This window comes from Spirosoma sordidisoli (genome assembly GCF_004138325.1).
Taxonomy (GTDB): Bacteria; Bacteroidota; Bacteroidia; order Cytophagales; family Spirosomataceae; genus Spirosoma; species Spirosoma sordidisoli.
Genome location: NZ_SBLB01000002.1, coordinates 736046 through 762066, shown reverse-complemented (window position 1 = coordinate 762066; position 26021 = coordinate 736046). Strand labels below are relative to the sequence as shown.

Genomic DNA, 26021 nt, shown 5'->3' with positions numbered 1-26021 from the left:
GTTTGCAGATGGGCGAAACAGAAAGCCGGCCCGGGCTTCAGAACCGCACGTTCAGGTTGAAGCCGATGCTGCGGGTCAGCGGCAGACCCGGCCAGAAGTCAAGTCCAACGGCGTTATCCGACGACACCAGCACTTCTTCGGGGTCCATGTTCTCGGTCCATTTTTTGAGTACCAGCACGTTGTTGGCCACCGCATTCAGCCGCAGCCCCTTGATGAAGAAACTGGCCGGTAACAGCTTGCTAAAGTCATACCCCAGGGTAAGCTGCCGCAGCTTCCAGAACCCGGCATTCGACACAAAATCCTCGTTGATACCCAGCGGGTTGATCGACTCATAGAACGGCTGTACGGCGGCTCGGGTCTTGTTCACCTCGCCGTTCGGATTCACCCCATCGCCGATCACATACCCTTCGGCCCGGCCGGGCAGGGTCCGCTTCGACAGCCCGTGGCGGACGTAGTTGATATTACGACCCGCGATCATCTTGTGGCCCAGTTTGAAGTCGATCAGCGCCGACAGTACAATCCCCTGGTAGGTAAATGTGTTGGTGATGCCGCCGAAGTAGCGGGGCAGGGCGCTGCCAACGTTGCGGAGTACGTTGTTACGCAGGGGCATGCCGCTGTTGGCATCGAATACCTGCCGACCCTGGGCATCGCGCAGGTAGGTGAACGTGTACAGTTGCCCGATCGGTTTGCCCACCACCTGGTTCAGCACCCGGCCTCCACCACTGCTGACCGTAATGACCGTGTCGTTGGGCGACAGACCGAGCCGCAGTACCTTGGACGTGTTGTACGATACGTTTGCACTAACGTCCCACCGAAACGCGCGCGTCGACACCGGCGAGAACGACAGCAGCATCTCCAGCCCCTGGTTCATGCTGCGCCCTACGTTAATCAGCTTGCTCGTATACGACGACGCATCGGACACCTGCGCGGCCAGAATCTGATCGTCGGTTGTTTTGTGGTAATAGGTAAAGTCGAAGCCAATCTTGTTCTGGAACAGCTTCAGTTCAAGCCCCACTTCGGCCTCCTGAATACGAAGCGGCCGCAGGTTTTTATTCGGCACCACGGTTGCGTTGATCCCCCCGACCGGCACCAGCGCGCCCGATGGGTTCGGGAACGAGTTATTGTCGACGGCAAAGTACAGGGCGTTCGAATACGGGTCCACGTTGTCCGATCCCACCTGGGCGTAGGCCGCCCGCAGTTTTCCGAAGGTCAGCCAGCCCGGCAGGTTGTCGAAAGCCTGCGAGAACACGAAACTCCCCGTTACGGAGGGGTACAGGATGCTCCGGTTCGACGGGGCCAGGGTCGAGAACCAGTCGTTGCGAGCCGTGGCGTTCAGGAACAGAAACTCCTTGTACGAAATGGTAGCGGCCCCGAAGACGGAGTTGATTTTTTTCTCGGCCAGGGCGTACAGGGGATCTTTGATCCGACCGTTCATAACGGTATACAGGCCGGGCTGCACAAAGTCCTGCACCGTTACGCTGTTGTAATCGTTGCGGGCGTAGCGGGCGTTGCCGCCGAGCGTCAGGTCGACCCCGATGGCGCCAAAGGTTTTGTTCATACCGATGATCAGGTCGAGGTTCCGCTCCAGGTTCTGCCGCACATCCTGGGTGTAGGAACCGTTGACGAAGCCCACCGGTGCGCGGGCAATAGGCGCGTAGCCGTTCGGAATGTTGTAATCCTGATTGCGGACGTACGAATCCTGCGCCAGCCGCCCCTGCACGTAGAGCCAGTCGGTGAACTGGTATTTGAGGGCCAGGTTCCCGAACAGCCGGCTCCGCCGAACGTTCTCGAACTTGTTGTTCATGGAATAATACGGGTTATTCCGGACCAGGAACCGCGAAAACACGAACTCGTCGCCATTGGGCAGGGTCTGGTTCTGGCGCAGGGCCTCAAACGGCATGGAGTTGGCCAGGGTGAAAATGACTGTCGAGACCGACAGATCCTGCGTATTGAGCTGGGGCGGGTTTATGTTGTTTTCCAGCGAGTAGTTGATGTTTCCCAGCGCCGTTAGTTTGCTGGTAATGTTCTGCGTGAAGCCCAGGTTGATCACCTTCCGGTTGAAGGTGTTGTTCTCCATGATGCCTTTGTTGTCAGTATTACCGAACGACAGGCTGAACCCACCCGAGGGCCCGTTATTGGCTACGGTCACCGTATTGGTGAAGTTGGTTCCGACCCGGTAAAACTTCTTCACCCGGTCGAATACCGGCTCGTAGGGCCAGGTTTCGTTATCGAACAGGGTCTGGGTCATGCCGGGCTGAAACTTCTCGCCGAAGCTCCAGACGCCCGAGGTAGGGTTGGGCGTGGTGGGTCGTTTGCCGCCTTCGCCCTGCCCGTATTCGTACTGAAAATCGGTGAAGTCGAGGGGCGTATCGGTCGTAAAGTTGGTGTTGTAGGTGACGCCGAACCCCTTGGCCGACCCTTTGCTTTTGGTCGTGATCATCACGACCCCGTCTTTGGCACGGGAGCCGTAGAGAGCAGCCGCCGTTGCCCCTTTGAGGACCGTCATCTCCTCGATATCGTCGGGGTTGATACTACTCAGCCCGTCGCCCCCGTCGGAGCTGTTGGAAGCCCGGTTGCCAAAATCGCCCCCCAGCGAATAGTTCGAGTTGTCGATGGGTACCCCGTTCACCACGATCAGCGGGTTGTTCTGCCCACTGAACGACGACTGGCCCCGAATCCGGATCTTGGACGTTCCGGCGGGGCCGGTACCCATGGAGGTGATGTTAACGCCGGCCAGTTTCCCCTGGAGGCCGTTCACGAAATTGGGCGTACGGTTCACGTTGATCTGCTCGGCATTGACCGTGGCGGTAGCATAGCCCAGCGTTTTCGATTCGCGCTTGATACCCAGGGCCGTAACGATTACCTCGTCGATGGCTTTCGCATCTTCGACCAGCTGCACGTTGATGATGGACCGATTGTTGACCGGAACCGTCTGGCTGACGTAGCTGATGTAGGAAAATACCAGCGAGGCATCTGACGCCACATTGATCGAATAATTACCCGACGCATCGGTCGCGGTACCGAGCGAGGTACCACCCACTACCACGTTCACACCGGGCAACCCCTGGTTATCGGCGCCGGTTACGCGCCCGGTTACCCGGTTGCTTTGTGCGAAGCCGTAACCCTGACACAGCAGGACAAGCACCACAAGTACGTTTATAGGTTTTTTCATGGGGCAAGGGATTATAGGTATATAGAAAGGCACTCAAAGCGAATCTGGACTGATCACCAGTTGTGAATGGCCCCATCCGGACTCTTCAGAATCGGATGCGGGTATTTCGTATTGGCCGTTACTTCCAGCACGAAGGTGGCTTTCTTCGGGTTGAACGTTACGCCCAGCCCCGGGTCGGGTTTGAGGTAGAGCTTGCCGTTTTTGAAGTTCACCAGGTCTTCGTTGAAATACTCGGGGCGCTCGGGCTCGCCACCGGCCAGCTCCATCAGACAGCGCGTCGGACTGCTCGATCCCAGCACGTGAACCAGGGCGGCCACGGCCAGCGGGCCGGTGAAGTGCGGAATCATGCCCACATAATGGGTTTCGCACATGGAGGCCAGCTTTTTGAATTCAGACAGGCCACCCGTATTGGGCAGGGTAAACCGGGTATAGTCGATGAGCCGCTGCTCGATGAGGTTGTTGCTATCCCAGCGGTCGCCAAACTGCTCGCCAACGGCAATGGGTACGGTGGTCATCTGCCGCACCGTTTTGTAAACCTCCGGATTTTCGGAGCGGATAATATCCTCGACAAAGTAGGGCTCGAGGTTCTCCAGCGCTTTGCAGATTTTCACCCCTTCGGTCGTATCGAAACGGGTATGCAGGTCGATGGCCCATTTACCGCCACCGCCCACGGCCGCATCGATTCGTTTGCAGAGGTCGATCGTTTTTCGGGCGTTATCGTAAAAGTCGAACGGCTCGGTGCCATTCCCGCCAGTGGGCCCGATGCGGTAGGCCCGTAAGCCGGCTTCGATGCAGTCGCGGGCGCGCTCTTCTTCGGTTTTGGCTTTAGAAGCCCGGAACCCCGTGGCATAACACTCGACATAATCGCGGGTGGCTCCGCCCAGCAGTTCGTAGACCGGCACGCCCAGCGCCTTCCCCTTGATGTCCCACAAGGCCATGTCGAGAGCACCCTGCGCATGGAGTTTTTCGCGACCCGGCGGGTAGAACATGCCCCGGTACAGATTCTGCCAGATGTGCTCGATGCGGAACGGATTCTCGCCGATCATCATCTGCGCACACTGCTCGATCATGTCTTTGGAACCACCCTCGCCAATACCGACGATCCCCCCGTCGGTCTCAATCTCTACAATGCCCCGCGCCTGGTTGAACAGCGGCTTGGTGTAGCCGGGGGCTGCGTAATAGCGAATTTTGGTAATCTTCAGCTTAGGCACGGCAGCCTCCGGGGAGAGCAGAGGCAGACCGGCCAGCGCTGCCGTTGAGCCGAGTAGCGATGATCTGATAAAGGTTCGTCGTTGCATATAAGTAGGTTCAGGAATTACAGAGAAAGATTGCTTAATCGTTTAAGCAAAGAGCTAAAAATGTAAGCTCAGTCAACGAGTACTTTTATTTTCGACGAGTTGCGGGCAATCAGAGTAGCTTCCATCAGGATTTGTTTTCGTTCCTGCTGAGAATCTTTGAGTTTGTTGATCAGTACGTCGACCGATGTTTTGCCAAGTGCCTCCATGGGCTGTTGCAGGTAAGTAACGGGGCAGTAGTACAAATCGAATGCTTCGGCCTGGCCAAAACTCACAATAGCCAGATCGTCCGGCACGTTCAGGCCTAGTTCGTTGATGTATTTTAACCCGCTGATAGCCAGCCGGTAGGTGGCAAAGATCAGCGCATCGATGGGCTTCTCAGCGGCCAGCATCAGGTCGATACCGGCCCGCACTTCCAGATCGACGTTGGTAAACTCAACCTCGGTCAGCCACTCGGGGCAAAACCCGGCCTCGCTACCTCTGAGCGCATCTACATACCCCCGAATCCGCTCCCGCATATGAAACAACTGCGACCGGTAGGCCACAAACCCGACATGCCGGTAACCGCCCTCTACCAGATGCAGACCCGCCTGGTAGGCAGCCTGGTAATTGTCCAGCGCTACGTAATCCGTATCGATATCCGGAAAGTAGCGGTCCAGTAATACGAACGCAATGTTTCTGTTTTTCAGGTACTGAATCTGCTCTTCCGTATGTTCAGACGACACGATGATGAACCCATCTACCTGACGGTTTATCAGCACGTTGATCAGATCCCACGACTTGTCGGCGTCTTCGTCCGAGCTTCCGATAATGACGGTATAATCGTTTTTCTTGGCTTCATCCTCTACGATCCGGGCGATATTGGCGAAGAATGGGTTCGATATATCGGCGATGATCAGGCCCAGCGTCCGGGTTCGTCCGCTCCGGAGGCTTTTGGCCAGGTAATTTGGCTGGTAGTTCAGCTCACTGGCAATCTGTCTGACCCGGGCCGCGATTTCTTCCCCTACCCGACTTTCCTTCTCCTTGCCATTGAGCACGTAAGACACCAGCGCCGTCGATACACCCGCTTTCTGAGCAATGTCTTTCAGGGAGGTTTTCTTCTTGTTCATACGGGCAGGCAAGGCTGGTCCGGTCAGGCAGCACCCGGCTGAGCCAGGTCTGACGTAACGGCTGTCAAAGCTAAGCTTAATCGTTTAAATACAAACAATAGTATCAATAATTTTTTATTTATTTTCATTATTCGTTGTTTCTAAAAATCCATGATGGTTCGTGACCGACCCTGCACCCGGGTTGTTGTTGGTCCGCCACAAGTCAGTGCGGGAGGTAGCTGCGTGGGCTGGCATATGCCGGTATAATCCGTTTATTTAGTAGTTTCAACCCTTGTTTATCCGTACTCCAAACCGACTATCGCGAATCCATGCAGCCTCATTCCGTAACGACACTGATCATCGGGGCCGGTCCGGCGGGGCTGGCTATGGCTGGTCAGCTGGCCCACCTGGGTATTTCGAGCACCGTGCTGGAAGCCAGCGACTACGTAGGGTTCTCCTGGCGTAACCACTATGACCGTCTGCACCTGCATACGGTTAAGGAACATTCGTCCCTGCCTTATCTGCCCTACCCAGCCAGTTACCCGACTTACGTATCCCGGCTCCAGTTGGTCGAGTACCTCGAACAGTATACCGAACAGACCGGCATCAAGCCGCTTTTCAACCAGAAAGTGACGGCTATCCGTACTGGCCAGACAGCCGGTCGGTGGGAAGTCCAAACGGAAACGGACCTGTTTCTGGCCGATCGGGTCATCGTCGCCACGGGCTACAACCGGGTACCAAACGTTCCGGAACTACCCGGACAGTCGGCGTTCAGAGGCATCATCTGGCACAGTCGAGAGTATCGCAACGGCGCGCCGTTTCGGGACGAAGACGTACTGGTCGTTGGCATGGGTAACACCGGCGCTGAGCTGGCGCTCGACCTGCTCGAACACGGCGCCCGACCTGTTATTTCGGTTCGTCGCCCTATCAATATTGTCCGCCGGGATGTGTTCGGGCGACCGGCGCAGCCTACCGCTATCTTCCTGAGCAGGTTTCCGCACTGGTTCTACGACCTCATGACGGGGCTGTCGCAGCGATTGACGGTGGGCGACCTGACGGCTTACGGACTGGGGAAGCCCGACCATCCTGCTTCCTACGACACCCGGCGGGGAAAGATTCCCGTCATCGACATCGGCACCCTCGATCAGATCAAAGCGGGCGCCATTGCTGTCGCCCCGGCTATTCAGCAGGTCAACCCTAAAACCGTCACTTTTGCCGACGGCAGCGAACGCCCTTTCGACGCTATCATTCTCGCCACTGGTTACCGGCCGGGTCTGCTCCCCCTGCTCGGCGACACCCTGGCTGGCCAGACCCTGAACGAACGGGGCTATCCCAGGCAGCTCTGGTTCGACGATCCGGGCTTGCGCGGACTCTATTTTCTGGGCTTTACAACCCCGCTGACCGGAGTCATCTACAACCTGACCATCGACTCGGAAAAAATCGCGAAGCACGTTTCCCAAAACAATTCTGTCACGGCATAGTTCTATTTATGTAGTCACGGTGGCTACGGATGTATTCAACGTTATAATCACTACTATCATGAACGAGACAACGATAAAAGGAGGCTGGAACGAACTGAAAGGTAAAATCAAACAAGCGTATGGCGATTTGACCGACGATGATCTGGCCTACGAAGAAGGACAGGCCGACGAAATGTACGGCAAGATCCAGCAGAAAACCGGTAAGACGAAAGATGAGATTACGAAGGCCATTGCCGATCTGTAAACCACGGTGATGTCTGCATACAGCCGGGCCTGATCAGGTCCGGCTTTTTTTATGGCCTGAAACGGCAACTTCGCGGTGTATTTTTTCTGGTTCATCGGAATTAATGCCCCCCTGTCGTCGGATTCGTCTTCTTTTGGGCGTCCATTGACACCGCTCATGAAGAACCGTTTTTTAATCGCCGGTCTGCTCATAACCGCCCATACCCTCCAGGCGCAGACCGTTGTTACCTCCGTGCAGGACGCGCTGGCCCTGGCCCGCCGGAACAACCCGGACCTGGTCAACGCCCGGCTCAATCGTACGGCCCAGGAACAGCAACGCACGGCCGTTCGGGCCAGCCTGCTCCCTTCGGCCCGGCTCTTTACCAACTTCGATTACAACTACGCCTTACCCGTGCAGCTCGTGCCGGCCGAATTTGTGGGCGGGCGGGTCGGTGAGTTTCGGGAGTTTCGGTTTGGCCTTCCTTTTTTCCTGACGGCCGGCGTTGAGGTCAACGCGCCGATCCTGAACCGCCCGGCCCGCGCCGACCGAACCATCGTTGAGCAGAACCTGCGTATTATCGATGACCAGACGCTGGTGTTGCAGGACGAAGTATCGACCCAGACCGCACGCCTGTACCACGCCACCCTGATGACCCGGGCCGCCATCGGCATCTACCAGCGTAATCGTTCGGCGGCCGATACGCTGGCGCAGATTGCTGCCCAGCGGCTCGACAAAGGTCAGATCGAACCGCTCGAATACAACCGGATCCGGTCGGTACAGCTGACCACAACCGACATTCTTTACCAGAACGAACTGACCTACGCGCGTAATCTCGGCCAGCTCAAACTCCTGCTGGGCCTGCCCCCCGCCGATAGCCTGGTCCTTTCTGAAGAGCTGGCCAACCGCCCGATCGACAACCTGGCCAGCGCACCGGCAGTCGGACCGGCCGACCGACCGCAGGTAACCCTTCAGCAATCGCGGGTGGCCCTGTCGCGGCTGCAGCTCGACCGTGAACGACTCCTGCGCTGGCCAACGCTCTCGGCCTACGGACGCTATACGCAGCAGGCCCAGCGAGACCAGATCAATTTTCTGAACCCGAATGAATGCTGGTTCACCATTGGCGTGGCGGGTTTGCAGTTCAACTACCCCCTTTACTCGGGCGGCCTGCGAACCAGCAACATCGCCCGTGCGCGGCAGCTGCTGAAAGTGGCCGAGGCTGAACTGGCCTATGAAAGCGACCGCCAGACAACCGATACTGACGACGTCCGGAACACCTACAACCAGGCCGTCCGGTCGCTGGGGCTGAACCGGCAGAATTACGACCTCAGCAATCAGAACGTTCAGATTGCCCTGATAAAATACCGCTCGGGCCTGTTCGCCTACGACCAGTACCTGAACGTATTTAACGAAGCCCTCAGCGCGCAAAACCGGTTCCTGACCAACCTCTCGAACGTATTCATCAACCAGACCATCCTGCAGATCCGCAGCGGCCGATAAACCCGTCCGGGCCAGGCGTTACGGCTGACACAGTACCGTACACCCTAGCCCGCACCCCGACAATTAACTGCACACATGAAAACGACTCCATACCTGTTAGGCCTCCTGGGCATATTGTCTGCCTGCAACCGGGGCAGCGAGGGGGTGTCACCCACCTACCGCGACCTCACCGAAGCGGTCTACGCTTCGGGCAGCATCTACCCACGAAATGAGTATACCGTCACGGCCGACGCCACGGGCCTGTTGCAGCAGCGGCTGATCAACGAAGGCGATACCATCCGCCGGAACCAGTTGCTGTTTGTGCTCGAAAGCGCGGCCGAAGATGCGCGTCAGCGGGCGGCTGCCAGCGCCTACCGGCAGTCCCGGGCCAACCTGGGCGCCAACTCGCCGGTACTGGCCGAACTGGAAGCTCAGGTCCGGAACGCCCGCACCCGACTGGCCAACGACTCAGTCAACTACAGCCGCTTCCGGGAGCTGTATGCCCAGAATGCCACCTCCCGCGCGGAGCTGGAACGGGCCGAGCTGAACTACACCCTGGCCCGCAACAACCTGCGGGCGCAGCTGAACACCCTCCAGCGGAGCCGTAATCAGATTCAGGTCGATGTTGAAAACAACCGCAGTCAGCTGGTATCTTCGGAAGAGGCAGGCCGGAGCACGCGGGTCCGCAGTTTTGTGGATGGCAAGGTGTACGAAGTCTACAAAGATCCCGGTGAGGTAGTGCGGGTGGGTGACCAGCTGGCCCTGGTAGGCAGCAGCCACCAATTGTACGCTCAGCTGGCCGTCGACGAGAGCGACTTCGGCCGGATACGGGTTGGGCAGTCGGTCATGCTGAAGGCCGACGTGTATCCCGACAAAGTGTTCAGGGCGCGCATCGCCAAAATCTATCCGAAGCTGAACCGCTCCGATCAGTCGTTTCGGGTCGACGCTGAATTTACCGACGCCAGCCCCGCGTCCTATTACGGCCTGACGGTCGAAGCCAACATCATCATCAGCCAGAACCGGCGCGTGCTGACCATTCCGAAATCCTACGTCGTTGGCTCCGACAGCGTCTGGATCGAGCAGGGTGGTAACCGGCAGAAAGTACGCTTCCGAAAAGGCGCCGAAAACTTCGACCTGGTTGAGGTAAAAAGCGGCCTGACGGAGGCTTCCAAACTGATTTCGATTGACTAAGTGAGCGATTGCGTGGTTTTCAGTAGTTCACACTCAATCACCCATTCACTCAATCACTCAATTTCTCGCTCCCCATGAACATCAACATAGCGGCTCAGATTGCCCGGACGCATTTGCTGGCCAAGAAACGCCAGACACTGGTTGCCATGCTCGGCGTGACCTTCGGCATTGCCATGTTCATCACCATGATCTCGTTCATGCAGGGCGTCAACCAGTTTCTGGAAGATTCGGCGCTCGACGCCAGCCCGCACATCCGGGTCTATAACGAGGTGAACACGCAGCGCCCGAGCCTGATCGACGAACAGAAGCCCGGCGGGTTCAACGTGGTCTACCACCAGAAGCCGAAAGACGAATCGGCGCGACTCAAGAACGGACTTCAGATTGCCGAACGCATCGGGCGAGAAGCGGGGGTGCTGGGGGTATCGCCCCAGGTAGCGACCCAGGCCTTCTACAACAACGGCCCCATTCAGCTCTCCGGCACCATCTCGGGTGTAGACATCGACCGCGAGAACCGGCTCTACAAATTGACAAACCGGCTCAAATCGGGCAACCTCAACACCCTGAAAACCAATCCAGACGGCCTGATCATGGGAACGGTACTGGCCCGCAAGCTGAACGTTCGGATCGGCGACAAGGTCACGGTAACGACTCCCACCGGCAGCACCCGGATTCTGCGCGTGGTAGGCACCTTCGGGTTCGGCGTCGGCACGGTCGACAATACCAAGAGTTACGCCAACCTGGCTACGGTGCAGGAGATTCTCCAGCGCGACCCCAGCTACATCACCGACATTCACGTCAAGATGTTCGACCCGCTGCAGGCGCTTCCCTTCGGTCAGAAGATACGGGCTGTCTACGGCTACTACACCGAAGACTGGGCCACGGCCAACACCGCCATCCTGGCCGGCGAAAAGATCCGGAATATGCTCACCTACGTGGTGTCCATCACGCTGCTCGTCGTGGCCGGGTTCGGCATCTATAACATCATGAACATGACCGTCATCAACAAAATCAAGGACATCGCCATCCTCAAAGCCACCGGCTTCGACGGGCGCGATGTGGTCGCTATCTTTCTGTTGCAGGCTGTTTTTATCGGCTTTACGGGCGGCCTCCTGGGGCTGGCCATCGGTTTCGGGCTGAGTTATCTGCTCTCGATTACGCCCTTCGACGCGGGTGATTTCCTGAGCATCAAAACCTTCCCGGTCATTTTCGACGGTACGTACTACGGCTTGGGCCTGCTGTTCGGGATCATCACGACGGTGCTGGCGGGGTATTTCCCGTCCCGCAAAGCCGCCCAGGTAGACCCGGTCTCGATTTTACGAGGATAGCTTTTTTCGAGTGATGAGTGATGAACGATGAGCGATGAGTTCTTACGGGTCATCTACGCGCATCACTCATCATTCATCACTCATCACTCATCACTCATCACTCAAAAAATGTCTACGGTTCTTTCGGCTCGGCACCTGAACAAGTTTTTTTATGATCCTGATACATTTCAGGTGCTGAAAGACGTCACGTTTGAGGTGCAGACGGGCGAATTTCTGGCGATAGTGGGCAAGTCGGGCTGTGGGAAAAGTACTCTGCTGTATCTGCTCTCGACGATGGACACCGACTACGACGGGGAGATCGACATGGCTGGTACGACCCTCACCGGCCGGAGTCAGAACTTCCTGGCCCAGTTCCGCAACGAGCACCTGGGGTTTGTCTTCCAGTTTCACTTTCTGCTCCCCGAATTTTCGGCCCTGCAAAACGTTATGTTACCAGGACTCAAACTGGGCAGGTATCCCGAGAAAGAAATCGAAGAGCGAGCTATGGAAAAACTGCGACTGATCGGCATGGCCGATTATGCCCGCAAACCGGCCAGCAAACTGTCGGGTGGGCAACAGCAGCGGGTAGCGATTGCGCGCGCCCTGATCAATGACCCGACCATCATCATGGGCGACGAACCGACCGGTAATCTGGACCGGGCCAATTCCGAGAACGTGTTCCGTATCTTCCAGGAGCTGGCGGCTAAGGGGCAAACCATCATCACTGTTACGCACGACCCCGATTTTGCGGCAGGCACTGACCGCATCATTGAAATGAGCGACGGCAAAATCATCAGCGGGCATGAAAATTCACATCGACAAACGCATTGAACTAGCGTTTCTGTACATCTCGATCATGGGCATCGCGGTGCGGTACTGGGTGCTGCCCGACATCCGATGGTGGCAGCAGGCCCTGTTGTTTATCGTCACGATGATAATGCTGAACGCCGTCTGGATCTTTCATTACGTATTCAACCACTGGCTGAACGGGCGTTTTCCGTTCGAGCGTAGCGTAACCAAACGTATCGTTATTCAGCTGATCGGCAGCTGGTCGGTGGTCAAAACCGTGCTGATTATCTGTAGTATGCTGGTTATTCACCGCATTGTTCCGTCGCTGTCGGAGTCCTTCAACCGACTGACTCTCATGGCGCTGGGCGTCGGCATTTTTCTGGCCAACGTCGTCATCAGCCTGGGGTTTATTGCCAACCAGCTGTTTCAGCGCTGGCAGGCCGACCAGCTCCGGGCCGCCCAACTCGAAAAAGAAAAAGCGCAGGTCCAGTACGACAACCTCCGCAATCAGCTGAACCCCCATTTTCTCTTCAACAGCCTGTCGTCGCTCGATAACCTGATCGACGACGATCCGGCACTGGCCCGGCGGTTTCTGCAGCAGCTCTCCAGGGTGTTCCGGTACGTGTTGCAGCACAAAGACCGGGAGTTGGTGCCGCTGGAGACCGAGCTGACGTTCATCAAAAACTACGTATCACTCCTGCAAACCCGTTTCGACGGCACCCTGTCGATCCGCTGCCAGATCGAGCCCGACGATACCGAGCGACTGATCGTACCCGTTACGCTCCAGATCCTGATCGAAAACGCCATCAAGCATAACGTCATTAGCGAAGCCCAGCCGCTACCGGTACTGATCACGACCGATCACGAGTACCTGACGGTTTCGAATCCGGTTCAACGCAAAAAACAGATCGGCACCTCCAACGGGCTGGGGCTTCAAAACCTGACCCTGCTCTACCAGTTTCTGACGCCCAAACCGGTTGAGATACAGGACACCGACAACCAGTTTCGGGTGCGGGTTCCGCTGGTTGGTTGAGTATTCCGACCACACTATGGTTCTTATATGTCCAGGTCATAAGCCGGGGATGGGTAGCCTTCTGCGCCCATCCTTTTGGTGCTTTGGCATCGGCTGGAAAACTTTTTTTGCCACCGACCGCAAGTTTAGCCGTCATTCGGGACCTGAATCAGAAACAACCGTGCGCTAGTGAACGAACAGGCCGATGAGCTACACCGACTCGAACTCCTTCGGAAGGGCGACGAACCCACCTTCCGCTGGCTGGTAGACACCTACCAGACCCGGGTCTTTCGCACGGCCCTGGCCATCGTTCCAACGCCCGAAGAAGCTGAAGATGTAGCCCAGGAAGTTTTTGAAGAAGTGTATCGAACAGTGGGGCAATTTCGCGGGGAGGCCAGCCTGTCGACCTGGCTTTACCGGCTCACGACGTCGCGGGCACTGAAAAAAGAACGGGATCGGAAGCGCAAAAAACGATTCGCGTTTCTGACCAGTCTGTTCGGTCCCGACGAGTCGGCCACCTACGACCCACCCGACTTTCAGACACCCGAAACCAGCCTCGAAGACCGCGAACGCACCGGGCTCATCAACCGGGCCGTGCAGCAGCTGGCCGAGTCGCAGCAGATAGCGTTCACGCTGCATTATCAGGAAGAACTGTCGTATCAGGAGATTGCGGCCGTGATGCAGACCTCGGTTTCGGCCGTCGAGTCGCTGCTGTTTCGGGCGCGCCAGACCCTCCGGAAACGATTAACCCCTTACAGGAACTCATGAACGATTCAACGAAGAAACCAACCGGGTCAGACGACTGGGAAACCGACTTCCAGCGCTGGGGAAAACGTTCCCTGCCCGAACCCCGCCCCTTTTTCTATACCCGTTTGCAGGCCCGGCTGGCCCAGTCTGGCGAGTCGGCTGGCTGGCTGCCGTGGTGGCTTCGTCGCCCGGCCTACGCCTATGCGGCCCTGAGTCTGCTGATTGTGCTGAACGCTGGCGCGGTGATCCGGTCGAACTGGATCACCGAAGAACCGGCGGGGCCAGACCTGGCCTTGTCTGAACCAAACAGGCCTGACCAGGCCACGGCCGATACCGATCCCATCCTGGACGACTACGACATAGACCCGATTACGATTGCTTATGAATGATCAACGGCGCATCCGTCTACTTACGGGCCTGGTTGTGGCGCTGGTGTTGCTCAACATCGGCCTGCTCAGCTGGCTTTGGCTACGGCCTGCCCGCCCCGACGTTCGGGGCAACCGGCTCCGCGAACGCACCTTCCTGGCCGACACCCTACGGTTTTCGCCCGGGCAGCGGCAGCAGCTCACGGCCCTGCAACGCACGTATTTTCAGCAGATGAAACCCCGGGTACAGACCCTGCGGCAGGCCCGGCGCGCGTATTTCCGGCTAACCGACTCCTCGCTGACCGAGGTCCAGCGTCGCGACCGGCTGCATGCCTTCCATAAACAGGCCATCGACATTGACCTCCTGACCCTGGCCCATTTTGACCGGATTGCGGCTATCTGCACGCCCGATCAGCGGACGTTGCTCAACCAGCTCATGAGCAAACTACCCGAACGCGCTTTCCGGATGCCCCGCTCCCGCCGGAGCAACCGCGACGGGCGTACCGAAACCCGGCCACCGTCAGATTCGATTCGCTGAGTCAGTCGCCCTGCCGAGTGTCGGGAGTGCGGGCAGACGCGGGTCGGAGCGGGTCACGCAAAAAAAAAGTTGAGCCGGACCGCAAGTTCAGCTGCGTACCGGGGCCTAAGGGTACGAAAGGCATCTGAACGATGACTGAATAGATAACAACAAATCCAATAAACACCCATGCAAAAAACACTCATTGCCACCGTATTCGTATTCCTGTTCTATTTATCTGACGCCACCGCCCAGCAACGCCGGCACGGGCGTGATGGCCAGCAGGCCCGTACCCAACAGGATAGTACCCGGGGTCCCGGCGGCCGGTTCCGCCAGATGGAGCCGGTAACCGCAGCCGAGCTACCCGCCACGGTAGCCCCGTTCGTTAAACAAACCTATCCCAATGCGGACATGAAGCGCATTGCCAAAAGCAAGGAGGGCAGGTTTTATGTTGTACTGGCAGAGACCGACAAACCCCGGCGGCTGCTGATTGTCGATAGCAAAGGCGAGATCGTTGAAAACCGCGAGATGCCGATTCGTAACGGACGCGGGGCGGGTCGCCGTCCCAACCGCTCCTAAGCATCCTGTTCAGCAGCATATCCACACGGGCGGAGTCGTCTGACTCCGCCCTTTTTCTTTCGACGTTATGAACATCTTCCCCCTGTATCGTGCGGCCCGGTTTGGTGGCTGCCTGTTCGTTCTCTGGCTACTGGCTTCGGTTGCCCACGGCCAGTCGGTCGGCTCGGTCGACGGTTCGGTTACCGACACCAAAGGCGAACCGCTGATCGGCGTAACCGTTCAACTCGCCAGTCAGCCCGACAGTGCCCTCCGGCGCGGGGTCGTTACCGATCTCTCCGGACGCTTCACCTTCGACAATCTGCCGGCCGGTTCGTACCGGCTCCAGGCTTCGTTTGTGGGGTTTACGCCCGCGTTTGAGACCGTACGCATCGACTCAGGGCAGACTCAGCTGCCAACGATCCAGCTGCGCGAAACCGCCCGCCAACTGAACGAAGTGGTGGTAAAAGGCAAGACGGTTTCCGCCGAGCAGAAAGGAGACACCATCCAGTTCAACGCCAATGCCTTCAAGGTAAACCGCGATGCCCAGGCCGAAGACCTGGTGCGCAAACTGCCGGGAGTCGATCTGAGTGGCGGAGGCATCAAAGTACAGGGCGAAGACGTGCGTGAAATCCTCGTAGACGGCAAACCCTTTTTCGGCGACGACCCGGCCATTGCGCTCCGGAACCTCCCCGCCGAGGTCATCGATAAAATCGAAGTGTTCGACCGGCTCAGCGATCAGTCGCAGTTTACGGGAGTCAATGACGGTAATACGCTCAAGACCATCAACATCGTTACCCGGCCCGACCGCCGAAACGGGCAGTTTGGCAAAGTATACGCCGGTCTGGGCACGCCCGTGGCGGGTACCGATGCGACCTACGCAGCCGGAGGAAGCGTAAATTTGTTCAAAGGCGACCGGCGCATCTCCATCATCGGGCAGACCAACAACGTGAACCAGCAGAACTTCTCGAGTCAGGATCTGCTGGGCGTGCTGGGCAGCGGGGGTGGTCAGCGGGGCGGAGGTGGACGCGCCGGTGGCGGCCGGGGGGGGCGGGGTGGCGGAGGTGGTAATCCCGGCAACGGCGGCAGCACCGACAACTTCCTGGTGGGTCAGCAGAGCGGCATCAACACAACCAACTCACTGGGTATCAACTACAGCGACAGCTGGGGTCCTAAACTGACCGTTCGGGGGAGTTATTTTCTGAACCAGAGCCGCAACCGGAACGAGCAGTCGTCGCTGCGGGAATATTACCAGACCACCGGCGACTCGACCCAGACCTACCGGGAGCAGTCGGCCGACAACGGCATGAACCTCAACCACCGGCTCAATTTCCGGCTCGAATACACCTTCGACAAAAAGAACTCTCTGCTGCTGACACCCCGGCTCAGCTTTCAGACCAACGAGTCGGGCTCAGCCACCAACAGCGAAACCCGACTCGGGGCCGGGCTACTCAACCAGTCCGAAAACCTGTTCTCGTCCCGGAACCAGGGCTATTCGTTCAACAACTCCCTGCTGTTCCGCCACCGCTTCGAGAAACGGGGTCGGACTTTCTCGGTGAATCTGGGCACCACCTTCAACGACCGTACGGGGCTTAGCAACCTCTCTTCGCTGAACGAATTTTTCGAGGTCGATACCGTACGGCAGGTTATTAATCAGCAAACCAACACCCGCTCCAACAGCTACCAGCTCTCGGCCGGGCTCAACTATACCGAGCCGCTGGGACAGGGTATTTTGCAGCTATCCTATAACGCCGGCCTTAACCACAGCAACGCCGACCGGTTCACCTACCGGCTCAACCCGCTGTCGGAACGGTACGACGCCCTCGACTCACTGCTCAGTAACCGCTTCGATAACGACTACCTGACCCAGCGGGCGGGCGTTGGCTACAACCTGAATACCAAAACATGGCGACTGTCGGCCGCGCTGAACCTGCAACGGGCCGACCTCATCAGCGACCAGCTCTTTCCGCGGGTAGACCGGGTCACGCGCGACTTCACCAACCTGCTGCCCACCGTTACGGCCGACTACCGCTTTACCGACGACCTGCGGCTGCGCTTCACCTACCGAACCAGTACGCAGGCGCCCAGCATCAATCAGCTGCAGAATGTGCTGAACAACACCAACCCCCTGCTCCAGACCATCGGTAACCCCGATCTTGACCAGAGCTACAGCCACATGCTGATGACGCGCTTTACGAAAACGTCGGTGTCGAAAGCCAACAGCCTCGTGGCGCTGGTGAACCTGAATTATACCCAGAACCCCATCGGGTCGTCGCTGTTCATTGCCGATACGTCGCGGTTTGTGCCGGGGGTTGTCTCGTCAACGGGTCAGGGCGTGTTTCTGCAAAAAGGTACGCAGCTGACCCGCCCCGTTAATACAGAAGACGCGCTGAACCTGAGAACCTTCTTTTCGTATGGGACACCGCTGACGTTCATGAAAAGCAACCTCAACCTGAATACCTCGCTGAGTTATAACAAAACCCCCAGCCTGATCAACAACGAGGTGAACCGGGCCAACACCTACGCCTTCAGTCAGGGACTCGTACTGAGCAGCAACATCAGCGAGAAAATTGACTTTACCCTCTCTTACTCGTATGGGTACAACAAAGTGGTCAATACGCTGCAACCCCAGCTGAACAACAATTTCACGACCCAGACCGCCGGTGGTAACCTGACCTGGAATCCGTGGAAGGGGCTGGTGGTGCGGTCGGATATCAATTACCAGCAATATGCCGGTTTGTCAGGCGGGTTTAACCAGCAGTTTGCGCTCTGGAACGCCAGCCTTGCCCAACGGCTGTTCAAGAGTCAGAACGGCGAGCTGAAGCTGTCGGTCTTCGACCTGCTTAATCAGAACAACAGCATCAGCCGGACCTTTTCGGAAACCTACCTGGAAGATAACCGCTCGCTGGTGCTGAACCGGTATTTCATGCTGACATTCACCTACAACCTCCGCCAGTTCAAATCCTGAGCCGGAACGGGCTGTGTGGCCAACAGTGTGTATTTAGGTAAAGGTCACGGAGACAAGCGCCCATTGGGTAACTTGCAGGCTGGGTACTAACCCAGGTTGGCAGACCACTGCCGGGCACCAATCTATTGGCAGGCCCGGCAAAACATGCGCCATCTGCCTTATTTTCAGCTTTTTACGCGTACGGAAAAGTAGATAAAAATGTCGATCAACAATGGTCTTTGACGTATTGAAAGGGGTAAAAAAACAACCAGCAAATCAGGCATACCTCCCTGACAATGAATTATTTATGCACCCAAACCACTTCGAAAGGTTGATCCAGTTAAAGAAGGATTGAAACCGAGCCTGCTTGATGGCAAGCCCAACGGCGGTCTGTCTTCGAAAGGTTGATCCAGTTAAAGAAGGATTGAAACATGTTCGCCTGCTCTTCAATGAGCCACGTTTTGCGCAGGCTTCGAAAGGTTGATCCAGTTAAAGAAGGATTGAAACGAAACCCGAGCGGGACGAGGACGACGGTGAGCTTGTCCTTCGAAAGGTTGATCCAGTTAAAGAAGGATTGAAACTACTTCTTGATTTGCTCCTCGCTCAGCTCCTCGCCATCCTTCGAAAGGTTGATCCAGTTAAAGAAGGATTGAAACGAAACCCGAGCGGGACGAGGACGACGGTGAGCTTGTCCTTCGAAAGGTTGATCCAGTTAAAGAAGGATTGAAACTCCATGCCGATCCGATTGCAGCGGGTCAGGGTCGGTCTTCGAAAGGTTGATCCAGTTAAAGAAGGATTGAAACTCCATGCCGATCCGATTGCAGCGGGTCAGGGTCGGTCTTCGAAAGGTTGATCCAGTTAAAGAAGGATTGAAACCCGGTACGGTTGTTCGCTATCAGGGCTATCTAACGTTAGCTTCGAAAGGTTGATCCAGTTAAAGAAGGATTGAAACTTCGCCGACGGGGTCTTGTCAATGATCTCCTGCGCTCTTCGAAAGGTTGATCCAGTTAAAGAAGGATTGAAACTGTTCAGCGGGATACCGGCCCCTTTCGCGGCTATGTCCTTCGAAAGGTTGATCCAGTTAAAGAAGGATTGAAACGCGTTCACCTGACCAGGCACGTTGACCAACATACGCTCTTCGATTAGTCTCCAGTGCCCGGGCACTCCCCTTTTGCAACGGTCCGAATTCCCGACGCCATAGCCACACAGGCATTGCCATAGGTTTTACCGTTGCAGCCGCAAACCGGGTCGTACTGCATGGTGCAACCAATATCCGGGTTGATTTTTTCTACGCAATCAGCCTCTACCGCTACGGTTCGGGATTCACAGCCAAATCCAGCCAGCAGCACAAATACCGTGAAGAACGTTTTCATACGGTTACAGCAGTTTTTGGATAATGATCCATAACTAACCAAAAGGGTTGTAGTTGGCGTTATTTTTTAGTGATGATGCTGCCAGCCGTGCTTCAGAGTTGTCGGAGAAAGGTAGTAGCCGACTTTACCTGGCTCGAGTGAGAGAGCTCTTTCACTCCCAGCCCCGCGACGGCGGCCCGGCCTAAGAGGTTGTTTGGGGAAGTCAGTTGAGAAGGTAAAGCCGTGATAAGACCCGATTTTGCCCCCTAGCCCCTTAAAGGGGTGGTCGGCCGCTGCCGGAGTTTACCCCGCCGAATGGGATCCCCCTTTAGGGGCTGGGGGGTGTAAAATTGGCTGTCTGAGTGGTTTTAACGGCTTAACCGACTTGCCCAAACACCTCTGGGAGACCGGGGTTAGTTTGTCGAGCCAATGAAAGTCAGAAAATGCCTGCCCAGCCTGCGCTAAAAACTGATGTTTCCTGTCCTTCCCCTTGGTGAGTTGCGACCTGAGGTCGTCAAACTCAGCTCCTGAGCTCGGCGGGGCCGTTTCTGAATGTAGTCAGCGTGTTCATCGACTCGTCAGGTTGTCTTGTTTGTCTTGTACTGTGGGGCATTTGTGCTGGCTACCAGCACACGCCAGATTAGTGGCCGTTCTGCCTCCAGATTAGTACATCCTGTCGGCAGGCCCTATGACGGCTTGTCGTTCCAACCAGACCAGGCCACCAATCACCAGTATCTCCAGCGCGAAATACGCGAGACCCAGCCCCGTCAGGTCGCCGTAACGCCAGATAACCAGGCCCGCCGTAACGCAGCAGTACACCCCGTTCGCTACCGATAGAATAGCCATCAGGAGCCGCCAGCGCAGGCCGGCGAACCAGAAGCAACAGGCCGAGTACAGTGCCAGGCCAGAGGCTGGTGCAGCCAGCCCCCGCAGGATAGACGCTGGCATCCCGATGTATTTTTCGAGGGGTATCAGGACGGCCAGCAGCGTACATACCGTCAGGCACGCTCCCAGGCTGTCAAACAGAAACAGCCGCTTAGGGTTTCGGATACGTTTGCGGAATGGTTGCATGCGGCTGCTCATCTTTCTGAAACTCCAGAATATCACCCGGCTGGCAGTTCAGGGCATGACAGATGGCTTCGAGTGTGCTGAACCGGATGGCTTTGGCCTTGCCTGTTTTCAGGATAGACAGGTTTGATACCGTCAGATCGACCTTGGCAGACAGTTCGTTGAGCGACATCTTCCGTTTAGCCATCATGACGTCGAGGTTTATATTGATTGGCATGTACTATACAGTCAGGTCGTTTTCGGTTTGCAACTCGGTGCCTTTCCTGAAGACGATGGCAATGATGTAGATGACCCCGGCAAAAAACAGTATCTCGCCCGCCCCATAATTGGCAGGTATGTCAACACCCCGTTTCATCAGCCAGTCGCTGCTTCCGTTGGCAATCATAGCCAGAATACCAGCGCCCAAAGCCGTATGACTGATGGCTGCAATTAGCGTGCTAATGTCGGGGTTGAACGGTTTGGCGAGGTCGAACTTCATAAAGATGTTGACCACCAGATAAGCGATGTAGGCTTTCAGGCCATTCAACGCGATAATCAGCGAGGCCATATGGACGTAATACCACAGGTTGTAGTTATAGAGTTCCGATAAATTCAGGCCCATGTAGAGGTCGCGGGTCCCGGCCGGACTCACGAAGAGGCTAACGGAAAACGAAAACAGGAGGGCACCGGTTTTGATACAGAGACCAATGAAGATGATCCAGAAAAGCACATTCATGATTTTCAGAACCGTTATGTTCGTGGTTGACATTTGCGCTTATGGTTGATTAGGCAGCAAGTATCACTAATTATTTATTGATAAACAATAAAAATTTGATGAATGGCAATTAATTTAGATAGGCGTTTTATTTGAAGGTGGTAATCTGACTGGGAATTTATGGAAAGGACTGGTGGTGCGGTCGGATATCAATTACCAGCGATACGCCGGTTTGTCGGGCGGGTTCAACCAGCCGTATGCGCTCTGAAACGCCAGCCTTGCCCAGCGGCTGTTCAAGCGTCAGAACGGCGAGCTGAAGCGGTCGGTCTTCGACCTGCTTAATCAGAACAACAGCATCAGCCGGACCTTTTCGGAAACCTACCTGGAAGATAAAGGGAATGAAGACAACCACAAACTAAGGTCACTTGCAGTCTGGGTGATAACCCATAGTTGCAACCCCCGGCCGGGCACCAATCGATAAGATGACCCGAAAAGCTGCATTAACGATTTCACGTCAAGACCATGCGTATAAGAACTGAAAACACCGTATCAGATAGTATAACATAAGCACCCGACGTGCGTAGAGGATACAGTCCAAGGCCGTTTCAGGTGCTCATTCTAATAAGGCGATGCCCACAAAAAAGTTCAAGAGTCTGAACCAATCAATCGCTATTATGTAGTTTGGCAACGGCAAAGGGCTATTTGAAAGATAAAACTGAGTACACTGAAGGTTGTAGAATTATACATAACTCATTTAAACTTAATATCATTGCCTGTGCCTTTCTTCAGGAGTACACGTTACTCGGCGGATGTACGCGGAGCGACGCTCTTCCCAGAAACCGGTTAGTTTTGCAGCCAGAATCACGCCCCCGAAGCCGCTCGAAACGGTATGACAATCCTCCTCATTGAAGACGAACCACTGGTAGCCCGCCAGCTGCTGAAGCTGGTTAGCCAGGCCGAGCCAGCCGCCCGAATCGATGGGCCCCTGGGCAGCGTAGCCAGCGTGGTAGATTACCTCAGCCAGCACCGGCCCGACCTGATCATTGCCGATATTCAGTTGTCGGATGGGGTCAGTTTCGACGCCTTTCAGCAGGTGAACTTGAGCGTGCCCGTCATCTTCACCACCGCGTATGACGAATACGCCATCCGCGCCTTTAAGCTCAACAGCCTCGATTACCTGCTCAAACCCATCGATCCCGACGAGCTGGCGAACGCGCTGGCCAAATACCACCGCTGGCAACCGACAGGGGCCGATTTTGCGACCCATTTTCAGTCGTTCCTGAGCCAGCTCAACGCCCCCGCCCAGCCCACCTTCAAACGCCGGTTCACGGCCCACTACCTGCGGCAGATCATATCGATACCGGAAGAACGGGTCATCTGCTTCACCCGCGACGAGCTGATTTACCTCTACACAACCGACGGCCAGAAACTGGTAACCGACTACCGCACGCTGGACGAACTGACCGACCTGGTCGACCCCGCCTGTTTTTTTCGGGCCAACCGGCAGTTCCTGGTGAGCCTGCAGGCCGTGGCTGGCTACCGGCCCCACCATACCGGCCGCATCGAAATCATGCTGAAGAAACCGGGCGATCAGCTCGAACTGCAGGTCAGTAAAGAGCGGGCTGCCAGCTTCCGCCAATGGTTTGAGGGCTGATTGTCGCTTCAGCCTTACCGTTCATCCACTTTTTGGAAAAACCAGCACAAAACCGTTGACAAGGGTGTAACATCATCGTAACTATACAGGTAGTTTTCACACTACCCAACTAACTGGTTTTCTCTATGACTACGCTTACTAAACGGGTTTACCGGGGGCTCCTCTCGGCCACCCTGCTGGCCGGTAGCCTGTTGCCCGCATCGGCTCAGGACAAACCGGCCGCTGTAGCCCTGCCTGCCGGGGTTACCAAAGGCGCTTCCGTGGAAGGCATTACCGAGTATACGCTCAAAAATGGCCTCAGGGTGCTGCTCTTTCCGGACCCGTCGAAGCCGACAATTACGGTAAACATTACCTATCTCGTGGGCTCCCGACACGAAGGCCTGGGCGAAACCGGTATGGCTCACCTGCTGGAACATATGGTCTTCAAAGGATCGACCAAACACCCCAACATTCCGCAGGAGCTGACGGCCCACGGCGCCCGCCCCAACGGCACCACCTGGCTCGACCGAACCAACTACTTCGAAACGTTTTCGGCTACCGACGAGAACCTGAAGTGGGCGCTGGACCTCGAAAGCGATCGGATGGTCAACTCGTTTATCAAGAAAGAAGACCTGGCTACCGAGTTCTCGGTGGTTCGTAACGAATTCGAGATGGGCGAAAACTCTCCGCAAAACGTGCTGAACGAGCGGGTGGTCTCCTCGGCCTACCTCTGGCACACCTACGGCAACTCGACCATCGGTAACCGCTCCGATATTGAAAAAGTACCCATCGAGAACCTCCAGGCTTTTTACAAGAAGTTTTACCAGCCCGATAATGCCGTACTGGTGGTAGCGGGTAAGATCGATGAAGGCAAGACCCTGGCGCTGGTCAACGAGTACTTTGGCCCTATTCCGCGCCCAACCCGGGTGCTGCAGCCAACCTATAGCATCGAACCGGTGCAGGACGGCGAACGGGCGGTAACCCTCCGGCGCGTGGGCGATACCAAAGTTGTGTCGGCCCTCTACCACATCATGCCTGGCTCGCACCCCGACTACCCGGCCATGGACGTGCTGACCGATCTGCTGACCAACGAGCCATCGGGGCGTCTGTACAAAGCCCTCATCGAAACCAAAAAAGCGTCGCAGCAGTACGGCTATTCGTTTACGACCAAAGACCCCGGCTACGTGTATTTCGCCGTCGAGATGCTGAAGGAGAAGTCGATCGAAGACGCCCAGGCCGCGCTGCTCAGCACCCTCGATTCGGTAACGATCAAAGCGCCCACCAAAGAAGAGGTGGAGCGGGCCAAGGCCAAACTTCTGAAAGACGTTGAGCTGAGCTTCAAAAGCGCCGAACGCGTAGGGCTGGCGATGAGCGAATACATCGCTACCGGCGACTGGCGGCTGGGCTTCCTCTACCGCGACGCCCTTGAGAAAGTGACGCCTGCCGACGTACAGCGGGTGGCCAAGTTCTATTTCAAACCATCCAACCGCACCATCGGCCTGTTTATTCCGGAACCCAATCCGGATCGGGTCGAGGTACCCAACGCGCCGGATATTGCGGCCATGGTCAAGGAATACAAAGGTCGGGCACTGGTGGCCCAGGGCGAAGCCTTCGATCCCTCTCCGACCAACATCGACGGGCGGACGCGCCGGTCCGAGCAGCCCAACACGATCGAGCTGGCCCTGCTGCCCAAATCAACCCGTGGCAATGAAGTGAACGCCCGGCTCACACTGCGCTACGGCGACCAGAAAAGCCTGGCCAACAAAGGCACGATTTCGGCCCTGACAGCCTCCATGCTCGACAAAGGCACCACCACCCGCAGCCGTCAGCAGATCAAAGACGAGCTCGACAAACTGAAGGCTCAGGTGAATGTGTTCGGGGGCGGCAACCAGGTTAACGTGGTCATCAAGACCACCAAAGAAAACCTGCCCGCCGTAGTGAAACTGGTCAGCGATGTGCTGAAGAACCCGGTCTTCGATGCCAACGAGTTCGAAAAGCTCAAGCAGGAACAGCTGGCCGGCATCGAGTCGCAGCGGTCCGAACCCCAGGCGCTGGCTTTCACCGCTTTCCAGCGGCAGATGAACCCCTACGCCAAAGATGACGTCCGCTACACGATGACACCCGACGAAGAGGTAGCCGCTATCAACGCCACCAAACTCGATGATCTGAAGCAGTTTCACAAAGACTTCTACGGGGCTCAGAACGCCACCATGGCCGTTGTTGGCGACTTCGACGAGGCTGCGGTGAAGAAGATGGTCAACAGTGAACTGGGCACCTGGAAAGCGAAGAAGACCTTCAGCCGGCTGGTATCGCCTTATAACGACATCAAACCAACGCCCCAGACCATCGAAGCACCCGACAAGGCAAATGCCCTGATGGTGGCCGGGGTTAACATCCCGCTGCGCGACGACGATCCCGACTACCCGGCGCTGGTACTGGGTAATCACATCCTGGGCGGGGGTTTCCTGAACTCCCGGCTGGCCGTTCGGATCCGGCAGAAAGAAGGGATCAGCTACGGCGTTGGTTCGCAGCTGCAGGCCAACCCGCTCGATAAAACCGGCATGTTCATGACCTACGCCATCTACAACCCGGAAAACGCCGAACGGCTCGAAAAGGCCTTCCGCGAAGAGCTGGACAAGGTGGTTAAAGACGGCTTTACCGCCGATGAGATTCAGGCGGCCCGGTCGGGTCTGCTCCAGTCGCGGGTGGTGTCGCGGGCGCAGGACCCATCGCTGGTGGGCACGCTCAACAACTACCTGTACCTCAACCGCACCATGGCCTGGGATGCCGATTTCGAAAAGAAAATGGAATCACTGACGCCTGAGCAGGTGAACGCAGCCATGAAAAAGCACATCGACCCGGCTAAAATATCCATCATCAAGGCCGGTGATTTTGCCAAGGCCGCTAAAAAGATTGCCGAACAACAGCCAGCATCGTCGGTAGGCAGCGGCAAGAAAAACTAACCGATAGCTTCCAGCCCCCCTGGTCTCAACAGCCGGTGGGGGTTCAGTAAAGACCGGATTCCTGACCAGAAACGCGAATACAAAGTAGATGGTGTGGAATCCGGTCTCTTTTTACATCAAACAAACTAAAAATATCGTTATAGACCTAA

At 56.5% G+C, this 26021-nt stretch carries 22 protein-coding genes and 1 CRISPR repeat array; of the genes, 14 read left to right on the top strand and 8 right to left on the bottom strand.

Features of this window, described 5'->3' with window-relative positions:
* Nucleotides 1-37: 37 nt before the first annotated feature.
* The 3 genes from EQG79_RS11780 to EQG79_RS11770 all read right to left on the bottom strand — a co-directional run bounded on the left by EQG79_RS11780 (nucleotide 38) and on the right by EQG79_RS11770 (nucleotide 5576).
* Entirely contained in the window at nucleotides 38-3172 is a 3135-nt protein-coding gene (locus tag EQG79_RS11780; protein WP_129601563.1) for a SusC/RagA family TonB-linked outer membrane protein, read from the bottom strand.
* A 53-nt stretch (nucleotides 3173-3225) separates the two neighbouring features.
* Nucleotides 3226-4470: a mandelate racemase/muconate lactonizing enzyme family protein gene (locus tag EQG79_RS11775; protein ID WP_077921139.1), complete on the bottom strand. Its 1245-nt coding sequence runs from the start codon at nucleotides 4468-4470 to the stop codon at nucleotides 3226-3228.
* Nucleotides 4471-4538: 68 nt separating this feature from the next.
* Nucleotides 4539-5576, bottom strand: coding sequence for a LacI family DNA-binding transcriptional regulator (locus tag EQG79_RS11770; RefSeq protein WP_077921140.1), 1038 nt, complete (start codon nucleotides 5574-5576; stop codon nucleotides 4539-4541).
* A gap of 308 nt (nucleotides 5577-5884) precedes the next feature.
* Between EQG79_RS11770 and EQG79_RS11765 the strand changes: the two genes are divergently transcribed.
* From EQG79_RS11765 to EQG79_RS11710, 12 genes are all read left to right on the top strand, one after another.
* On the top strand, nucleotides 5885-7036 hold the full coding sequence (locus EQG79_RS11765) for a flavin-containing monooxygenase (RefSeq protein WP_129601562.1): 1152 nt from the start codon (nucleotides 5885-5887) through the stop codon (nucleotides 7034-7036).
* Between the two features lie 58 nt (nucleotides 7037-7094).
* The gene (locus EQG79_RS11760) at nucleotides 7095-7280 is read left to right on the top strand and encodes a CsbD family protein (protein ID WP_077921142.1); all 186 of its coding nucleotides are present in this window, start codon (nucleotides 7095-7097) and stop codon (nucleotides 7278-7280) included.
* A gap of 156 nt (nucleotides 7281-7436) precedes the next feature.
* Nucleotides 7437-8756: a TolC family protein gene (locus tag EQG79_RS11755; RefSeq protein WP_129601561.1), complete on the top strand. Its 1320-nt coding sequence runs from the start codon at nucleotides 7437-7439 to the stop codon at nucleotides 8754-8756.
* 75 nt (nucleotides 8757-8831) lie between these two features.
* Nucleotides 8832-9926 carry an efflux RND transporter periplasmic adaptor subunit gene (locus tag EQG79_RS11750; RefSeq protein WP_129601560.1) on the top strand — a complete coding sequence of 365 codons (1095 nt, stop codon included), beginning with the start codon at nucleotides 8832-8834 and terminating at the stop codon, nucleotides 9924-9926.
* Between the two features lie 74 nt (nucleotides 9927-10000).
* The gene (locus tag EQG79_RS11745) at nucleotides 10001-11251 is read left to right on the top strand and encodes an ABC transporter permease (protein ID WP_129601559.1); all 1251 of its coding nucleotides are present in this window, start codon (nucleotides 10001-10003) and stop codon (nucleotides 11249-11251) included.
* 108 nt (nucleotides 11252-11359) lie between these two features.
* Nucleotides 11360-12061: an ABC transporter ATP-binding protein gene (locus tag EQG79_RS11740; RefSeq protein WP_129601558.1), complete on the top strand. Its 702-nt coding sequence runs from the start codon at nucleotides 11360-11362 to the stop codon at nucleotides 12059-12061.
* A complete protein-coding gene (locus tag EQG79_RS11735) occupies nucleotides 12033-13052 on the top strand; it encodes a sensor histidine kinase (RefSeq protein ID WP_129601557.1) in 1020 nt (339 codons plus the stop codon). The genes EQG79_RS11740 and EQG79_RS11735 overlap by 29 nt, the downstream gene beginning before the upstream one ends.
* Nucleotides 13053-13220: 168 nt before the next feature.
* The gene (locus EQG79_RS11730; RefSeq protein WP_077921147.1) at nucleotides 13221-13799 is read left to right on the top strand and encodes an RNA polymerase sigma factor; all 579 of its coding nucleotides are present in this window, start codon (nucleotides 13221-13223) and stop codon (nucleotides 13797-13799) included.
* Nucleotides 13796-14167, top strand: a complete 372-nt coding sequence (locus EQG79_RS31280) for a hypothetical protein (protein ID WP_240699339.1) — start codon at nucleotides 13796-13798, stop codon at nucleotides 14165-14167. Before EQG79_RS11730 ends, EQG79_RS31280 begins: the two co-directional genes overlap by 4 nt.
* Nucleotides 14160-14681, top strand: a complete 522-nt coding sequence (locus EQG79_RS11720) for a Spy/CpxP family protein refolding chaperone (protein ID WP_077921148.1) — start codon at nucleotides 14160-14162, stop codon at nucleotides 14679-14681. The genes EQG79_RS31280 and EQG79_RS11720 overlap by 8 nt, the downstream gene beginning before the upstream one ends.
* Nucleotides 14682-14849: 168 nt before the next feature.
* Entirely contained in the window at nucleotides 14850-15239 is a 390-nt protein-coding gene (locus EQG79_RS11715) for a hypothetical protein (protein ID WP_129601556.1), read from the top strand.
* Between the two features lie 67 nt (nucleotides 15240-15306).
* Entirely contained in the window at nucleotides 15307-18183 is a 2877-nt protein-coding gene (locus tag EQG79_RS11710) for a TonB-dependent receptor (protein ID WP_129601555.1), read from the top strand.
* A 300-nt stretch (nucleotides 18184-18483) separates the two neighbouring features.
* Nucleotides 18484-19261: direct repeats of the CRISPR family, unit length 37 nt; unit sequence CTTCGAAAGGTTGATCCAGTTAAAGAAGGATTGAAAC.
* Between the two features lie 43 nt (nucleotides 19262-19304).
* Here the strand turns inward: EQG79_RS11710 and EQG79_RS11705 are convergent.
* The 5 genes from EQG79_RS11705 to EQG79_RS11685 form a co-directional block, all read right to left on the bottom strand.
* On the bottom strand, nucleotides 19305-19535 hold the full coding sequence (locus EQG79_RS11705) for a Kazal-type serine protease inhibitor family protein (RefSeq protein ID WP_129601554.1): 231 nt from the start codon (nucleotides 19533-19535) through the stop codon (nucleotides 19305-19307).
* A 642-nt stretch (nucleotides 19536-20177) separates the two neighbouring features.
* Complete coding sequence (locus EQG79_RS11700) at nucleotides 20178-20585, bottom strand: hypothetical protein (RefSeq protein ID WP_077923346.1); 408 nt, start codon at nucleotides 20583-20585, stop codon at nucleotides 20178-20180.
* On the bottom strand, nucleotides 20551-20799 hold the full coding sequence (locus EQG79_RS11695; RefSeq protein ID WP_129601553.1) for a helix-turn-helix domain-containing protein: 249 nt from the start codon (nucleotides 20797-20799) through the stop codon (nucleotides 20551-20553). The genes EQG79_RS11700 and EQG79_RS11695 overlap by 35 nt, the downstream gene beginning before the upstream one ends.
* Before the next feature lie 3 nt (nucleotides 20800-20802).
* A complete protein-coding gene (locus EQG79_RS11690; RefSeq protein ID WP_129601552.1) occupies nucleotides 20803-21330 on the bottom strand; it encodes a DUF2975 domain-containing protein in 528 nt (175 codons plus the stop codon).
* Nucleotides 21331-21454: 124 nt separating this feature from the next.
* Nucleotides 21455-21688 (bottom strand): hypothetical protein, encoded by a 234-nt coding sequence (locus EQG79_RS11685; RefSeq protein WP_129601551.1) that lies wholly within the window; start codon nucleotides 21686-21688, stop codon nucleotides 21455-21457.
* Between the two features lie 477 nt (nucleotides 21689-22165).
* Between EQG79_RS11685 and EQG79_RS11680 the strand changes: the two genes are divergently transcribed.
* Entirely contained in the window at nucleotides 22166-22930 is a 765-nt protein-coding gene (locus EQG79_RS11680) for a LytR/AlgR family response regulator transcription factor (RefSeq protein WP_077923349.1), read from the top strand.
* Nucleotides 22931-23055: 125 nt separating this feature from the next.
* Nucleotides 23056-25872, top strand: coding sequence for a M16 family metallopeptidase (locus EQG79_RS11675; protein ID WP_129601550.1), 2817 nt, complete (start codon nucleotides 23056-23058; stop codon nucleotides 25870-25872).
* Nucleotides 25873-26021: the final 149 nt, after the last annotated feature.

Bases quoted from the DNA above. Each gene is read 5' to 3' on its own strand.
- EQG79_RS11780 (WP_129601563.1), bottom strand. From the start codon at position 3,172: ATGAAAAAACCTATAAACGTACTTGTGGTGCTTGTCCTGCTGTGTCAG.
- EQG79_RS11775 (WP_077921139.1), bottom strand. From the start codon at position 4,470: ATGCAACGACGAACCTTTATCAGATCATCGCTACTCGGCTCAACGGCA.
- EQG79_RS11770 (WP_077921140.1), bottom strand. From the start codon at position 5,576: ATGAACAAGAAGAAAACCTCCCTGAAAGACATTGCTCAGAAAGCGGGT.
- EQG79_RS11765 (WP_129601562.1), top strand. From the start codon at position 5,885: ATGCAGCCTCATTCCGTAACGACACTGATCATCGGGGCCGGTCCGGCG.
- EQG79_RS11760 (WP_077921142.1), top strand. From the start codon at position 7,095: ATGAACGAGACAACGATAAAAGGAGGCTGGAACGAACTGAAAGGTAAA.
- EQG79_RS11755 (WP_129601561.1), top strand. From the start codon at position 7,437: ATGAAGAACCGTTTTTTAATCGCCGGTCTGCTCATAACCGCCCATACC.
- EQG79_RS11750 (WP_129601560.1), top strand. From the start codon at position 8,832: ATGAAAACGACTCCATACCTGTTAGGCCTCCTGGGCATATTGTCTGCC.
- EQG79_RS11745 (WP_129601559.1), top strand. From the start codon at position 10,001: ATGAACATCAACATAGCGGCTCAGATTGCCCGGACGCATTTGCTGGCC.
- EQG79_RS11740 (WP_129601558.1), top strand. From the start codon at position 11,360: ATGTCTACGGTTCTTTCGGCTCGGCACCTGAACAAGTTTTTTTATGAT.
- EQG79_RS11735 (WP_129601557.1), top strand. From the start codon at position 12,033: ATGAAAATTCACATCGACAAACGCATTGAACTAGCGTTTCTGTACATC.
- EQG79_RS31280 (WP_240699339.1), top strand. From the start codon at position 13,796: ATGAACGATTCAACGAAGAAACCAACCGGGTCAGACGACTGGGAAACC.
- EQG79_RS11720 (WP_077921148.1), top strand. From the start codon at position 14,160: ATGAATGATCAACGGCGCATCCGTCTACTTACGGGCCTGGTTGTGGCG.
- EQG79_RS11715 (WP_129601556.1), top strand. From the start codon at position 14,850: ATGCAAAAAACACTCATTGCCACCGTATTCGTATTCCTGTTCTATTTA.
- EQG79_RS11710 (WP_129601555.1), top strand. From the start codon at position 15,307: ATGAACATCTTCCCCCTGTATCGTGCGGCCCGGTTTGGTGGCTGCCTG.
- EQG79_RS11705 (WP_129601554.1), bottom strand. From the start codon at position 19,535: ATGAAAACGTTCTTCACGGTATTTGTGCTGCTGGCTGGATTTGGCTGT.
- EQG79_RS11700 (WP_077923346.1), bottom strand. From the start codon at position 20,585: ATGCAACCATTCCGCAAACGTATCCGAAACCCTAAGCGGCTGTTTCTG.
- EQG79_RS11695 (WP_129601553.1), bottom strand. From the start codon at position 20,799: ATGCCAATCAATATAAACCTCGACGTCATGATGGCTAAACGGAAGATG.
- EQG79_RS11690 (WP_129601552.1), bottom strand. From the start codon at position 21,330: ATGTCAACCACGAACATAACGGTTCTGAAAATCATGAATGTGCTTTTC.
- EQG79_RS11680 (WP_077923349.1), top strand. From the start codon at position 22,166: ATGACAATCCTCCTCATTGAAGACGAACCACTGGTAGCCCGCCAGCTG.
- EQG79_RS11675 (WP_129601550.1), top strand. From the start codon at position 23,056: ATGACTACGCTTACTAAACGGGTTTACCGGGGGCTCCTCTCGGCCACC.